The following is a 13,990-nucleotide window of genomic DNA, read 5'->3' on the forward strand; positions in this document are numbered from 1 at the left end:
CCGAAGTTCGTCTCCGCACTCCCGTACGGCGGACCGTAATTGTTCGCCAGATCGAAATGCGTCACACCCAGATCGAAGGCCCGCCGCAGGATCTCCCGCTGCACCCCGAACGCCCGATCATCACCGAAGTTGTGCCACAACCCCAAAGACACCGCCGGCAACCGCAACCCGCTCACCCCCACCCGCCGATACGGCATCGCGTCATAACGATCATCAGCAGGCAGAAAAGTCATGACATCATCCTAGGCGGGTAGCCCACTCGAACACCGAGGGGCACCACCGGTGGACAACAGGGAGGATGACGGCCGCCTCCTGCGGGGCCCGCTAAGCGGTGGCGCTGTCCGCCGCCACGGCACCGATACGCACCTCCGGGAGTTCCTCGAAGGCCGGTTTCGCGAACCAGTAGCCCTGGAACAGTCGGATGCCGATCCCCTTCAGGAACAAGAACTCCGCCTCGGTCTCGATGCCTTCCGCGAGTACCGTGATGCCGAGTTCCCGGGCGATCCCGACGACGCCCGACACGACGGCCTGGCGGGCCGGACTCGCATCGACTCCCCGGACGAGCAACATGTCGATCTTGATCAGATCCGGCTGGAACTGGACCAGGAGCCCCAGCCCCGCGTGGCCGGCGCCGAAGTCGTCGATGGCCGTGGTGAACCCGTGCCTGCGGTATTCGGTGATGATGTTCATGAGGTGGCCGGTGTCCGTGACCTCCTCGTTCTCCGTGAACTCGAACATGATCGACGACAGCGGGAAATCGCAGCGCGCCGCTGCCAGCAGCGTCGCACGCAGGCAGGCCGCCGGTTCGTAGACGGCGTTCGGCATGAAGTTGATGGACAGCTTCAACTCTTCGTCGGCAGGGAACAGTCGCGCGGCCAACTCGATCGCCTTGATGCGGCAGTCCTGGTCGAAGCGGTACTTCTGCTCCGGCAAGACCCTCGACAGGACCTCGAAAGCTCCCTGGCCCGATAGTCCCCGCACCAACGCCTCGTAGCCCCACACGCGGTCCTCGACGGCGTCGTAGATCGGCTGGAAAGCCATGCTGAACTCGACATCGAGTCCTGATGATGTCGCGCAGCCGTTACACGCCATACGGAGTGCCCCCTCATTCGTCTCGTCAACTGTAGGACACGCATCCTCCGGCGCGGATCCGCAACGCGTCGTGTCCGTCTGCTGGCCCCCGGCGCCAGGCCCTGATAGTGCCCTCAGGGACTTCCGTCGAGCGTCCCGTGCGTCGGGCCGAGGGCGCGGACCGACCTGTCCCGTCCCCCGGCCTTCGCCTCGTACAGCGCGCGGTCCGCCGCGGCGATCGCCGCGTCGAGGTCGTAGCCGGAGGCCTCGATCGAGGAGATGCCGTAACTCACCGTCGGCATCACGAAACCACCCGGTGCGGGATGCACCCGCAGCGCCAGGCTGATGTCGCGGGTGATGTCCTCGGCCCGGGAGACGGAGGCCCCGGGCAGCAGGAAGATGAACTCCTCGCCTCCGTAGCGTCCCACGAGGTCCGTGGCCCGGACGGTCTCCGAGCAGGACCGCGCGAACGCCCTCAGCACGCTGTCGCCGGCCGCGTGACCATGGGTGTCGTTGATCGTCTTGAAGAAGTCGAGGTCGGCGAGGACGAGCGCCCCGGGCCGTTCCGTCCGCGCCAGCCGGTCCACATGCAGATGTGCGAGATCCAGGAAGCCTGCCCGGTTGAGCAGCCCGGTCAGGGCGTCGCGGTCGGCACGCATCCGCAGGTCGGCGGCGATCTGCTCGGCGCTGAGCGCCGCCGCGCTGAAGGAGACGATGACGAGGAGGACCAGGGTGACCAGGACCGTGATGCTCGAATCGAAGAAGGTGCTGAACACGGAGCCGTCGGGGCCGCCTGCGACGAACGCGATGCAGCGGACGAGATACAGCACCGCGACCACCCCGGACGCGGTGGCGAGCGGTGCCTGCACCCTGCTGTAGCTGCTGGGCAGGCGCCACAGCTCCCAGGAGGCGAGACCGATGGCCAGGGACATCATGCCGAGGAACACCGCGCCGCCGGACCACGTGTTGGTCGCCGGGCTGTCGAGCGCCGAGGCCAGCAGCGTCAGCAGCGGCCCGGCTGCCAGTTGCAGCCGGCCGGGCCTCCCTGCCCGGAGGGTCCGCGCCCCCGCCCAGACGCTGACCGTCCCTAGGACCGACAGCGTGTTGGCGGCGGGATTGGCCCAGATCTGGTGCTGGGTGCCGTCGAACAGGTACAGGGAGGACCCGGCACAGAAGAACAGGATGGCCGCGCACCACCAGGCACTGTAGGCAGAGCGGGTCTGACGGAACGCAACGGTGTAGAACAGCACCAGCAGGGTGATTGCGACGGCTCCGAAGGCAACCCGCAGGGTGGTGATGTCCAGGGTCATGTTGTCCTGCCGCCTCGTTCTTCCCGGTCCGGTCTCCGGATGCCAGGGTTACCTCCGGGGTGGAGGAATCCTCAGACAGTATGCAGGAGTCCACCGACCCTTCGGCCGGTGGACTCCTGCTCCTGTCGAAACCCTTGCAGAGTCCTGCCCTACGCTCAGCCCAGGTCGAGGACCAGGGAGGCGTGCGCGGGCAGCTGCACCGTGTCGGCGAGCAGCCCGACACCCTCGACCGTGGACAGCAGGACCTCCGCGGTGCTGCCGCCCACCGGCACGGTCACCATCGCGTCGCTCAGGTTCAGGAGGACGGCGGTGGTACCCCGATGCAGGACGAGCCAGCGGCTGTCCTCGTCGTAGTCCACGGAGATGCTGCGGAAATCGGGGTCCCGCAGTTCGGGGCGCGACCGGCGCAGGCGGATGAGCTCGCGGTAGGTGGCCAGGAGTTCGGCGTGGTGTCCCTGCTCCGCTTCGGCCCAGTCCAGCTTCGCCGAGGCGAAGGTCGCCGGGTCCTGCGGGTTGGGGACGTCCTCCGGACGCCAGCCCATGCGCTCGAATTCCCTGAGGCGCCCCTCCGCGGTGGCCTTGCCGAGCTCCGGCTCGGGGTGGGAGGTGAAGAACGGCCATGGCGTCGACGCCCCGTACTCCTCGCCCATGAACAGCATCGGCGTGAACGGGCCGAGGATGTTCAGCACCGCAGCCTGCGCGAGCTGCGCCGGGTTCAGGGTGGCGCTGATGCGGTCACCGGCGGCCCGGTTGCCGATCTGGTCGTGGTTCTGGGTCGCGACGACGAGCTGCAGGGGGCTGACCCTGTCCGGGTCGATCTCGCGACCGTGGTGGCGTTCCCTGAAGGAGGAATAGGTGCCGTTGTGGAAGAACCCCTTCTCGAGGACCTTGGCGAGCGCGCCCACGGAGTCGAAGTCCAGGTAGTACCCCTCGGTCTCCCTCGTCAGGTTGACGTGCACCGCATGGTGGAAGTCGTCGCTCCACTGGCCCGCGAGGCCGTAGCCGCCGGCGTCACGGCCCTGGATGAGACGCGGGTTGTTGAGGTCCGACTCCGCGATGAGGAACAGGTCCTTGCCGAGCTCCGCCGCGCACTCGTCCGTGCGGGCGGCGAACTCCTCGAGGATGTGCACGGCGCGCTCGTCGTGCAGGGCGTGCACGGCGTCGAGGCGGAGTCCGTCCACGTGGTAGTCCCTGAACCACATCAGCAGGTTCTCGAGGACGTAGTTGCGGACCTCGTCCGACTGCGGGCCGTCGAGGTTCAGGGAGTCGCCCCAGGTGTTCGACAGGCCCTCGGTGAGGTAGGGGCCGAACATCCCGAGGTAGTTGCCGCTGGGGCCGAGGTGATTGTGGACGACGTCCTGGATGACGCCCAGGCCCGCCTGGTGGGCCGCGTCGACGAAGCGCTGGTAGGCGGCGGGGCCGCCGTAGGTCTCCTGCACCGCGTACCAGAGGACGCCGTCGTAGCCCCAGTTGTGCGTGCCGTTGAACGCGTTGACGGGCAGCAGTTCCACGTACTGCACACCGAGCTCCACCAGGTGGCCGAGCTTGCCGATGGCGGCGTCGAGGGTTCCCTCGGGGGTGAACGTGCCGAGGTGCATCTCGTAGATGACGCCGCCGTTCATGCCCGGGGACTGCCACGCGCTGTCCTGCCACTGGTGGGCGGCGGGGTCGAACGTCTGGGAGAGCTGGTGCACGCCGTCGGGCTGGCGCCGCGACCGGGGGTCGGGGACGGGGGTCTCGGAGCCGTCGACGAGGTAGCCGTAGGACACGTCCCCCGTGTCGGTGGGAGCGTCCGGGGCATGCCACCAGCCGCCTCCACCCTGGGTCATGGGGTAACGGGCGCCGTCGGCGACGAGGGTGAGGGAGGCGGCGCGGGGCGCCCAGACCTCGAAGAGCGAACTCATGCTGCGTCCTCCTGGATCAGTAGTGCTGCGGGGAAGGTGGAGAAGAGATCGGCGGCCCGGACGGTCCCGCCGCTCACCGACGCGCCGGTGAGGGCGCAGGTGTAGCGGCCCGCGGGCAGCTCGAGCGTGGTGTCGCCCCAGCCCTCGCCCTGCGCGAGCCCATAGGGCAGGCGCGTGATGAGGGTGATGGCCCCTCCGCGGTCGAACGCGAAGACGTGGTCGGCGGCCGCTCCGGAGGGCGTGATCGCGGTGTACCCGGTGAACAGTTCGGGGCGGTCGCGGCGCAGCCTGAGGGCGCGGGAGACGACGAGCAGCTTCGCGTGCGCGTCCTCACCCACCGGGGGCAGCGCGCCGAAGTCGATGTCCGTCAGCACCTGCCGGCGGGCGTCGTAGTCCACCTCGCGGCGGTTGTCGGGGTCCACGAGGGACGTGTCCCAGAACTCGGTGCCCTGGTAGACGTCCGGCACTCCCGGCATGGTGAGCTGGAGCAGCTTCAGGCCGATCGAGTTGGACCAGCCGGCCTGCCGGATCCGCGCGACGAGGCCGGAGATCAGCGAAGCCACGGCGTCGTCGTCGAACGCGGCGTCGACGGCGGCGTGCATGCCGCGCTCGAACCCCTCGTCCGGTGCGGTCCAGTGCGTGCTGGCATCGGCTTCACGCGAGGCCTTCTCGGCGTAGGCGTGGGCGCGTTCCCGGCTGAGCGGCCAGGCTCCGATGAGCGACTGCCACAGCAGCGGCGCGAACGTGCGGTCCTTGATGGGGGCCAGGTCCTCGAGCTGGTCGAGCAACCCCGTCCACTCGCCGGCGAGTTCCGACAGGACGGAGATCCGCGACCGCGTGTCCTCACTGCGCTTGGTGTCGTGCGTGCTCAGCGTCGTCATGGCCAGCGGGCTCCCGGCCTGCCGTTCGAGCAGGCGGCGGTGCAGCTCCAGCGGGTCGATCGAGAAGATGGAGGGGTCCGCGCCGACCTCGTTCAGTGACACGAGGCGGGAGTACCGGTAGAACGCGGTGTCCTCGACGCCCTTCGCCATGACCATGCCGGAGGTCTGCTGGAAGCGCTGGGCAAGTTCGGTGAGCTGGCCCTCGCCCTCGAGGAACGGGTTCAGGAGGGGGTGGAGCGCGGTGAGGGTGTCCGCGAGGTCGGGCCGGCGCACCTGGGCGTCCCGCACCGCGTCGGCGAGGTACTCGGCGCCGCCGGGGAGGTAGCTGCGGTAGACCGGGAAGCAGGTCAGGAGTTCGGCGATCGCGTCGGCTGCTGCGTCGGCGTCGAGCCCTGCGTCGGAGGGTACGAGCCGCGCGAGCCGCAGGACCTCGGAGCGGAGGATGCCGTCGGTGATGCCGCGCTTGGTCCCGTGGATCATCTCGTGGAACGGCGCCACGGGCACGGACTGCGTGAGCTCGTGCTCCCCCGCCGGGTCGGTGAACAGCCGGTCGATGTCCGCGAGGGCGTCGTACCCGGTGGTCCCCTCGGTCGCCCAGTCGGTCGGGAGCTTCTCGCCCGGCTCGAGGATCTTCTCGACGAGCACGTACGCGCCACCGGTCAGGGTGCGGAGGTCCTCGAGGTAGCCCTTGGGGTCCGCGAGTCCGTCGGGGTGGTCGATGCGCAGTCCGTCGACGAGCCCCTCGTCGAACCAGCGCTTCACCTCGCTGTGGCTCTCCTGGAACACCCACGGGACCTCGACGCGCAGGCCCGCGAGGGTGTTGACGCCGAAGAACCGCCGGTAGTTGAGTTCGGCATCGGCGCGGCGCCAGTTCACGAGTTCGTAGTGCTGGCGGGCGTGGACCTGCGCCCCCGTGTCGCCGGGATGGGCGGTGCCGTCCGCGATCGGGAACCGGTTGTCGTAGTAGCGCAGTTCGCCGTCGACGACGGCGAGCTGCTCGAGCTCGGTGTCGCCGTCGCCGAGGACGGGGACGCGCAGGCGCCCGTCGTTGGCGTCCCAGTCGACGTCGAACGCCTCCGCCATGCGCGAACCGCGGCCCTCCTTCAGGAGCTGCCACCACCACGCATTGTCGGCAGGGGTCTCGATGCCCATGTGGTTGGGGACGATGTCCACGAGCACGCCCAGGCCCGCGGCCCGGGCGGCCTCACTGAGGGCAGCGAGGCCGTCCGGACCGCCGCGGTCGGGGTCCACGGTGGTGGGGTCCGTGACGTCGTAGCCGTGCCCGGACCCCTTCTCCGCTGTGAGGATCGGCGACAGGTACACCCAGTCCACCCCCAGGTCGTGCAGATACGGCACCAGGGCCGCGGCCCGATGCAGGTCGAACTCGCTCCGGATCTGAAGCCGGTAGGTCGATTTCGGTGTCAACACGTGGGGGTCCTCCTGGGGACGGTGGGTGGGATGTACCTGTCGGGGCGGGTGGTGCTAGGGGGTGCCGGTCTTGGCGGTGACCTCGTTGGCGAGGATCGCCAGCGATGCCGCGACCGAGTGGTCCAGGTCCTCGACCTCCGCGTGGGCCCTCAGGACCACCATGGACTTCCCCTCGACCGAGATCGTCGCGCCGGCCGGGATGGCGGCGGTGTCGGCGTACTTGCCGGCCGTGTCGATCACTTCGTCCCAGGACGTGCCGTACTCGTCGGACGGGATCGTGAAGTCGACGGCCTCGTCGTGCGCGTTGAAGTACAGCAGGAAGTTCGCGTCCACGATCCGCTGTCCGCGGGCGTCACGTCCCTGGATGCCCTGGCCGTTGAGGAACACGCCGATCGATCGGCCGAAACCGCTGTTCCAGTCCTCGGGCGCCATGAGCTCGCCCGTGGTGTCCAGCCATACGATGTCGGGCAGCGCCTCGCCCTCGCCGCGGCGTACGGGCCGCCCGTCGAAGAACCGGCGACGGCGGAAGGTGGGGTGTTCCGAGCGCAGGCGGTTGACGGCCGCGGTGAACTCGAGCAGCGGCTGGTCCACCTTGTCCCAGTGCACCCAGCTGATCTCGGAGTCCTGGCAGTAGGTGTTGTTGTTGCCGTCCTGCGTGCGGCCGACCTCGTCGCCGTGGAGCAGCATCGGCACGCCCTGCGAGAGCAGGAGCGTCGCGATGTAGTTCCGCTGCTGGCGGGCACGGATGGCGAGGATCTCGGGGTCGTCCGTAGGGCCCTCGACTCCGCCGTTCCACGACCGGTTGTGCGATTCGCCGTCGTTGTTGTCCTCGCCGTTGGCCTCGTTGTGCTTCTCGTTGTAGGACACGAGGTCGCGCATCGTGAAGCCGTCGTGGGCGGTGACGAAGTTGATCGATGCAACGGGGCGCCGCATGCTGTGCTCGTACAGGTCAGCGGATCCCGTCAGGCGGGAGGCGAACTCGCCGATGCTCGAGGGCTCACCGCGCCAGAAGTCACGGACCGTGTCGCGGTACTTGCCGTTCCACTCCGTCCACTGCGGCGGGAAGTTGCCCACCTGGTAACCGCCGGGTCCCACGTCCCAGGGCTCGGCGATGAGCTTCACCTGCGAGACGATGGGGTCCTGCTGCACGAGTTCGAAGAAGGCGGACAGGCGGTCCACCTCGTAGAACTCGCGGGCCAGGGCGGAGGCGAGGTCGAAGCGGAAGCCGTCGACGTGCATCTCCGTGACCCAGTAGCGCAGGGAGTCCATGAGCAGCTGGAGGGAGTGCGGGTTCCCGACGTTCAGGGAGTTGCCGGTGCCCGTGGTGTCCATGTAGTACTGCTTGTCGTCCTCCACCAGGCGGTAGTAGGACGCGTTGTCGATGCCTCGCATGGAGATGGTGGGGCCCATGTGGTTGCCCTCGGCGGTGTGGTTGTACACCACGTCGAGGATGACCTCGATGCCGGCCAGGTGCAGCTCGCGCACCATGGCCTTGAACTCCTGGACCTGCTCGCCCTGGTCCCCCGAGGAGTTGTACTTGTTGTGCGGGGCGAAGAAACCGATCGTGTTGTAGCCCCAGTAGTTCGAGAGGCCCTTCTCCTGGAGCGTGCTGTCGTTGACGAACTGGTGCACGGGCATGAGTTCGATCGCGGTGACGCCGAGCTTCTGCAGGTGGGCGATCACGGACGGGTGCGCGATGCCGGCGTAGGTGCCGCGCTGCTCCTCCGGGATGTCCGGGTGCAGCTGCGTGAGGCCCTTGACGTGCGCCTCGTAGATGACGGACTGGTGGTAGGGCGTCCGCGGCATGCGGTCGCCGTCCCAGTTGAAGAAGGGGTTGACGACGACGCCGAGCATCATGTGCGCGGCGGAGTCCTCGTTGTTGACGGAGTGCTCGTCGCCGAAGTTGTAGCCGAACAGCGCCTGGTCCCAGTCGAGGTCGCCGGAGATGGCCTTCGCGTAGGGGTCGAGGAGGAGCTTGTTCGGGTTGCAGCGGTGTCCCTCGGCCGGGTTGTTCGGACCGTGGACCCGGTAGCCGTACTTCTGCCCGGGGGAGACCTGCGGGAGGTACCCGTGCCAGACGTAGCCGTCGACCTCCTTGAGTTCGATGCGCGTCTCGGTGCCGTCGTCGTCGAAGAGGCAGAGGACCACGAGGTCCGCGACCTCACTGTAGAGCGCGAAGTTCGTGCCGGTGCCATCGTAGGTGGCTCCCAGGGGGTAAGCGTCGCCTGGCCATAGTTCCATGAGTTCTCCTTGTATCTTCTGCCGTGGCCGCCTCCATGGGCGTCACGGTGTTGCTCGCACGCGTCGGGGTCCTGGTGGCCCGGGTGCCTGTTCCATGCATAGCGCATTGATCTGTTCGAGCGGTTAATTGCGTCGGTCGCCTCAGGGGCTTGCGGCCAGGCGACGCTCCTCCACGAGGTCCGCGACCACCGCGCGGATGGGGCCGGGCAGGTCGGAGACCACCACGGGCCCGGACCGGGCGGCGCGCCGCCCGGCCCGTCCGTGGATGAGGGCTCCCGCCGCGGCGATCGCCGCCCAGAGGTCTGCGGGGGCCACGCCCACGCGCCCGGCGGCGCCGTCGTCCTCGGCCAGCGTGGCAGCCAGGGCCCCGATGATGCCGGAGAGCGTGTCCCCGGATCCCGCAGTGGAGAGCCAGGGCGTGGCGTCGGCCTGGACGAACAGGGCGCCGGAGGGGGCGGCGACGACGCTCGTGTACCCCTTGAGCAGCACCGTCGCTCCGGTGATGTCGGCAGCCTGCCGCGCGAAGTGCGCGGGGTCGGCCTCGATCTCGGAGCGTTCGGTGTCGACCCCGCGGGCCGCCAGCAGCTCGCGCAGCTCTCCGGCGTGCGGGGTGAGGACGACCTGCGGGCCCACGCGGGCGGGCACGGCGGCCAGCGCGCCGGCGTCGACGACGACGGGCAGTCCCGACGCCATGGCGTCGACCGCCCGCAGGCGCTGGTCGTCGTCGTCCACGGCGCCGGGGCCCACGAGCCAGGCCTGCGACTGAGCCTCCGCGATCGGCCCCGTCGACGCCACCACCTCGGGGTTCCGCTGGTGCACGAGAGCCGCAACGGCCTCGGGGCCGAGGTAGCGCACCATCCCGACGCCGGTGGCCAGTGCGGCGCCCACGGCGAGGGCGGCGGCCCCCGGGTAGCGCGCGGAGCCTGCGGCGACGCCGAGGACGCCGCGGGAGTACTTCTGGTCGTGGGTGCCGGGAAGGCGGAGGAGGGCTGCGGCGTCGGAGCCCTCGAGGGTCCGTGCCGCCGGCGGGAAGCCGGAGAGGTCGAGGCCGATGTCCACGACGTTCAGTTCGCCGGCGGCCACCGCGCCGTCGCCGATCAGCAGGCCGGGCTTCGCGGCTCCGAAGGTGACGGTGGCGTCCGCGGCGAGGACGGGTCCGTCCACGCGTCCGGTGTCCACGCCGATGCCGCTGGGCAGGTCGCAGGCGACGACGAGCGTGGACCGGGCGGCGCGCGGACCGGCCGCCGCGTCGAAGGCCCGGACGAAGTCCGCGGAGGGACCACGCAGGCCGCCGCTGGCCCCGGTGCCCAGGATCCCGTCCAGGAGGACGTCGGCGGAGGCCGCATGGGCTGCCAACGCTGCGATGTCCGGTGCGTCGGCCAGGCGGACGCTCGTCCCGCCGGCCTGCGTGAAGGCCTCGAGTGCGGCGGCGTGGACGCGGTCCCCCGTGAGGATCGCCGTGGCCCCGACGCCCCGGCGCAGCAGCCGCTCCCCCGCGTACAGGGCGTCGGCGCCGTTGTTGCCGCTCCCGGCGAGGACGACGGCGGTGGCCCCGTAGGTGCCGCGGCCGGCCTCGCGCAGGAGGCCGAGGGCGACGCCGAACAGGCCGTGGGCAGCCCGCTGCATCAGGGCGTCACCCTGCCCGGCGTCGAGGAGTGGTGCCTCCGCGGAGCGGATGTCACCACCGGAAAATGCTGTGAGCATACGGTCGAGCTTAGCGGTAAGCCGGGCGATCATCAGCACGGTTACTATCGGCGGCCCGCCGGTGTGCTGCCCTCGGCGACCACCATGGCGGTGGCGAGGCCTCCGTCGTGGCTGATGGACAGGTGCCAGGTCTCGACGCCCCGCGCTCGCGCAGCGTCCGCCACGGTGCCGTCCACGACGACGGACGGTGCGCCGGTCTCGTCGACGGCGATGGTGCAGTGCTGCCAGTTCATGCCCACCGGGGCGCCGACCGCCTTCGCGACGGCCTCCTTGGCCGCGAACCGTGCGGCGAGGGACCGCGTGTTGAGGTGGCGTTCGGCGGGCACGAAGAGGCGCTCGAGGAGCGCCGGGGTGCGTTCGAGCTGCTGCCGGAAGCGGTCGACGTCCACGACGTCGACGCCGATGCCGACGATCACGCGCGCACCCGTCCGGGTGCCGCCGCGGAGATCCGCGGCGGCACGGGGAGGGGACTACTCAACCGTGACCGACTTCGCCAGGTTGCGGGGCTGGTCGACGTCGTAGCCCTTGGCGCTGGCCAGGGCGAGCGCGAAGATCTGCAGCGGCACCGTGGTCAGCAGCGGCGCGAGCAGCGTCGGGGTCTCCGGCACGTAGAACACGTGCTCCGAGTACGCCTCGACGGTGGTGTCGCCCGCCTCGGCGATGACGATGGTCACGGCGCCGCGGGCGCGGATCTCCTGGACGTTGGACACCACCTTGGCGTGCAGCGAGTCGCGGGCGCTCGGCGACGGCATGACGACGACGACGGGCTGGCCCTCCTCGATCAGGGCGATCGGCCCGTGCTTGAGTTCCCCGGCAGCGAAGCCCTCTGCGTGGATGTAGGCGAGCTCCTTGAGCTTCAGCGCCCCCTCCATCGCCACGGGGAAGCCCACGTGGCGGCCGAGGAACAGGACGGACTTGGCGTTGGCCATGTCCGCGCCGAGCTGCTTGATCTTGTCGGCGTCGTCGAGGACGGCCTGGATCTTGGCCGGGATGGTCGAGAGGTCCGCGAGGACGTCGGCGATCTCGTCGCGGTACTTGTTGCCGCGCAGCTGCGCGAGGTACAGGCCCAGCAGGTAGGCGGCGGTGATCTGCGCGAGGAAGGCCTTCGTCGACGCGACGGCGATCTCCGGTCCGGCGTGCGTGTAGAGCACGGCGTCCGACTCCCGCGGGATGGTGGAGCCGTTGGTGTTGCAGATCGCGACCACCTTGGCGCCCTGCTCGCGGGCGTAACGGACCGCCATGAGGGTGTCCATGGTCTCGCCGGACTGGGAGATGGCGACCACGAGCGTCTTCTCGTTCACGATCGGGTCGCGGTACCGGAACTCGTGGGACAGCTCCACCTCGGTGGGGATGCGGCACCAGTGCTCGATCGCGTACTTGGCGACCTGCCCGGCGTAGGCCGACGTACCGCAGGCCAGGACCACGATCTTGTCGACCGAGCGCAGGATCGTCTCGTCGATGCGCAGTTCGTCGAGGATCAGGTTGCCGTCGACGTCGGACCGGCCCAGGAGGGTCTGGCCGACGGCGTCGGGCTGGTCGTGGATCTCCTTCTCCATAAAGGAGTCGAAGCCGCCCTTCTCGGCGGCGGCGGCGTCCCAGCTGACGTGGAACTCCCGGCCCCCGGCGGGTGCGCCGAAGAAATCGGTGATGGTGACGTCGTCGGGCGTGATGGTGACGATCTGGTCCTGGCCGAGCTCGACGGCGCGGCGCGTGAAGTCGATGAAGCCGGAGACGTCGGACCCGAGGAAGTTCTCCCCGTCGCCGAGCCCCACCACGAGGGGCGAGTTGCGGCGGCCGGCGGCGACGACGCCGGGCTGGTCCTGGTGGATGGCGAGGAGCGTGAAGGCGCCTTCCAGGCGCTGGCACGCCTGCTGCAGGGCGAGGGTCAGGTGGTCGCCCTCGACGCCGCTCTCGACGAGCCCGCGGTACAGCAGGCCGACGAGACCGGCGGCGACCTCGGTGTCGGTGTCCGAGATGAAGGTCAGTCCCTCACCCGTGAGCTCGGCCTTGAGTTCGGCATAGTTCTCGATGATGCCGTTGTGGATGAGCGCGAGCCTGCCGTCGTCGGCGAGGTGGGGGTGCGCATTCTGGTCGGTCGGTCCGCCGTGGGTGGCCCACCGCGTGTGCCCGATCCCGGTCAGCGAGCGCGGCAGCGGGTCCGCCACGAGCTCCGCGACGAGGTTCGTCAGCTTGCCGGCCTTCTTGCGCGACTCGATGCCGTCGGGGGTGATCACCGCAACCCCCGCGGAATCGTACCCGCGGTACTCGAGGCGCCTGAGGCCCTCCATGACGACGTCCAGCGCGCCATGCTGCGCTTCGGACGATTCCTGGTCGAACGCCGGGGCGACAGTCTCCAGCGCCGACGATCTCTGGCCGTTGTCCCGGCCCACATATCCAACGATTCCACACATGACACCTAGCGTACCGGTGGCCGTGTTTGTTAATGCGCAGGCCACCGGGCAGAATCGTCAGGTGAACGACACCGGCACGGGTACCCAGCAGGCCACCAGCGCCGAATCCTTCACCCCCTTCGTGGAACTCGACCGCCAGATGTGGTCCCGTCTGTCCAACGAGATCAGGAGCCCCCTGAACGTCGAGGACATCCAGCGCCTGCGCGGCCTGGGTGACGCCCTGAACCTCGACGAGGTGCGGGAGGTCTACCTCCCCCTCTCCCGCCTGCTGAATCTCTACACCGAGGCGGCCGGCCAGCTCCATGCGGCCACGAACACGTTCCTCGGTGAGCGCACCACCCGCACACCGTTCGTGATCGGCGTCGCGGGTTCGGTGGCGGTGGGCAAGTCGACGACGGCGAGGGTGCTGCGCGAGCTGCTGCGCCGCTGGCCGGACACCCCCGACGTCGCACTGGTCACCACGGACGGGTTCCTGTACCCGAACGCGGAGCTCGAGCGTCGGGGGCTCATGCAGCGCAAGGGCTTCCCCGAGTCCTACGACCGCCGACGGCTCCTGCGGTTCGTCAGCGAGGTCAAGAGCGGTGCCGCCGAGGTGCGCGCCCCCTCGTACTCGCACCTCACCTACGACATCGTGCCGGGCCGCGAGGTGGTGGTGCGCCGTCCCGATGTCCTCATCGTGGAGGGCCTCAACGTCCTCGCCCCGGCGCGCCCGCGGACCGACGGCATCACGGGACTCGCCCTGAGCGACTTCTTCGACTTCTCCATCTACGTCGACGCGAAGACCGCCCACATCAAGGAGTGGTACGTCCACCGCTTCCAGTCGCTGCGCTCCAGTGCGTTCGCGAAGCCGGAGTCCTACTTCCACCGGTACGCCGGCCTCAGCGACGAGGAAGCACGCCGGACGGCGACGGGCATCTGGGAGCGCATCAACGAACCCAACCTCGTGGCGAACGTCCTGCCCACGCGCGGCCGGGCCCAGCTGGTGCTGACCAAGGACGCCGACCATTCGGTGCGCCGCATGCTCCTGCGGAAGACCTGAG

Annotated in this window: 10 protein-coding genes; 1 reads left to right on the plus strand and 9 read right to left on the minus strand. The window is 69.6% G+C overall.

Features of this window, described 5'->3' with window-relative positions:
• From C4K88_RS08970 to glmS, 9 genes are all read right to left on the minus strand, one after another.
• A partial coding sequence (locus C4K88_RS08970; RefSeq protein ID WP_368771586.1) for an aldo/keto reductase occupies nt 1–233 on the minus strand: 233 nt, incomplete at its 3' end.
• Nucleotides 234–324: 91 nt separating this feature from the next.
• Nucleotides 325–1,041 (minus strand): EAL domain-containing protein, encoded by a 717-nt coding sequence (locus C4K88_RS08975; protein ID WP_241521808.1) that lies wholly within the window; start codon nt 1,039–1,041, stop codon nt 325–327.
• A gap of 164 nt (nt 1,042–1,205) precedes the next feature.
• On the minus strand, nt 1,206–2,381 hold the full coding sequence (locus tag C4K88_RS08980; protein ID WP_104121325.1) for a GGDEF domain-containing protein: 1,176 nt from the start codon (nt 2,379–2,381) through the stop codon (nt 1,206–1,208).
• 155 nt (nt 2,382–2,536) lie between these two features.
• Nucleotides 2,537–4,285 (minus strand): malto-oligosyltrehalose trehalohydrolase, encoded by a 1,749-nt coding sequence (gene treZ / locus C4K88_RS08985; protein ID WP_104121326.1) that lies wholly within the window; start codon nt 4,283–4,285, stop codon nt 2,537–2,539.
• The gene (treY, locus tag C4K88_RS08990; protein WP_104121327.1) at nt 4,282–6,594 is read right to left on the minus strand and encodes a malto-oligosyltrehalose synthase; all 2,313 of its coding nucleotides are present in this window, start codon (nt 6,592–6,594) and stop codon (nt 4,282–4,284) included. The genes treZ and treY overlap by 4 nt, the downstream gene beginning before the upstream one ends.
• 54 nt (nt 6,595–6,648) lie before the next feature.
• A complete protein-coding gene (gene glgX / locus C4K88_RS08995; protein ID WP_104121328.1) occupies nt 6,649–8,835 on the minus strand; it encodes a glycogen debranching protein GlgX in 2,187 nt (728 codons plus the stop codon).
• 141 nt (nt 8,836–8,976) lie between these two features.
• The gene (locus tag C4K88_RS09000; protein WP_104121329.1) at nt 8,977–10,539 is read right to left on the minus strand and encodes a bifunctional ADP-dependent NAD(P)H-hydrate dehydratase/NAD(P)H-hydrate epimerase; all 1,563 of its coding nucleotides are present in this window, start codon (nt 10,537–10,539) and stop codon (nt 8,977–8,979) included.
• Nucleotides 10,540–10,583: 44 nt separating this feature from the next.
• Nucleotides 10,584–10,955, minus strand: coding sequence for a holo-ACP synthase (locus C4K88_RS09005; RefSeq protein WP_104121330.1), 372 nt, complete (start codon nt 10,953–10,955; stop codon nt 10,584–10,586).
• A 54-nt stretch (nt 10,956–11,009) separates the two neighbouring features.
• Nucleotides 11,010–12,950 carry a glutamine--fructose-6-phosphate transaminase (isomerizing) gene (gene glmS, locus C4K88_RS09010; protein WP_104121331.1) on the minus strand — a complete coding sequence of 647 codons (1,941 nt, stop codon included), beginning with the start codon at nt 12,948–12,950 and terminating at the stop codon, nt 11,010–11,012.
• Between glmS and coaA the strand changes: the two genes are divergently transcribed.
• Entirely contained in the window at nt 12,949–13,989 is a 1,041-nt protein-coding gene (coaA, locus tag C4K88_RS09015; RefSeq protein ID WP_104121332.1) for a type I pantothenate kinase, read from the plus strand. The two genes, glmS and coaA, sit on opposite strands and share 2 nt — an antisense overlap.
• The last annotated feature ends 1 nt before the right edge of the window (nt 13,990 follow it).

The sequence above is a fragment of the Arthrobacter pityocampae genome (genome assembly GCF_002927275.1).
Classification (GTDB): domain Bacteria; phylum Actinomycetota; class Actinomycetes; order Actinomycetales; family Micrococcaceae; genus Arthrobacter_D; species Arthrobacter_D pityocampae.

Coding starts and splice junctions, on each gene's coding strand:
- glgX (WP_104121328.1), bottom strand. CDS start 8,835: ATGGAACTATGGCCAGGCGACGCTTACCCCCTGGGAGCCACCTACGAT.
- C4K88_RS08975 (WP_241521808.1), bottom strand. CDS start 1,041: ATGGCTTTCCAGCCGATCTACGACGCCGTCGAGGACCGCGTGTGGGGC.
- C4K88_RS09000 (WP_104121329.1), bottom strand. CDS start 10,539: ATGCTCACAGCATTTTCCGGTGGTGACATCCGCTCCGCGGAGGCACCA.
- C4K88_RS08980 (WP_104121325.1), bottom strand. CDS start 2,381: ATGACCCTGGACATCACCACCCTGCGGGTTGCCTTCGGAGCCGTCGCA.
- treZ (WP_104121326.1), bottom strand. CDS start 4,285: ATGAGTTCGCTCTTCGAGGTCTGGGCGCCCCGCGCCGCCTCCCTCACC.
- glmS (WP_104121331.1), bottom strand. CDS start 12,950: ATGTGTGGAATCGTTGGATATGTGGGCCGGGACAACGGCCAGAGATCG.
- coaA (WP_104121332.1), top strand. CDS start 12,949: ATGACACCTAGCGTACCGGTGGCCGTGTTTGTTAATGCGCAGGCCACC.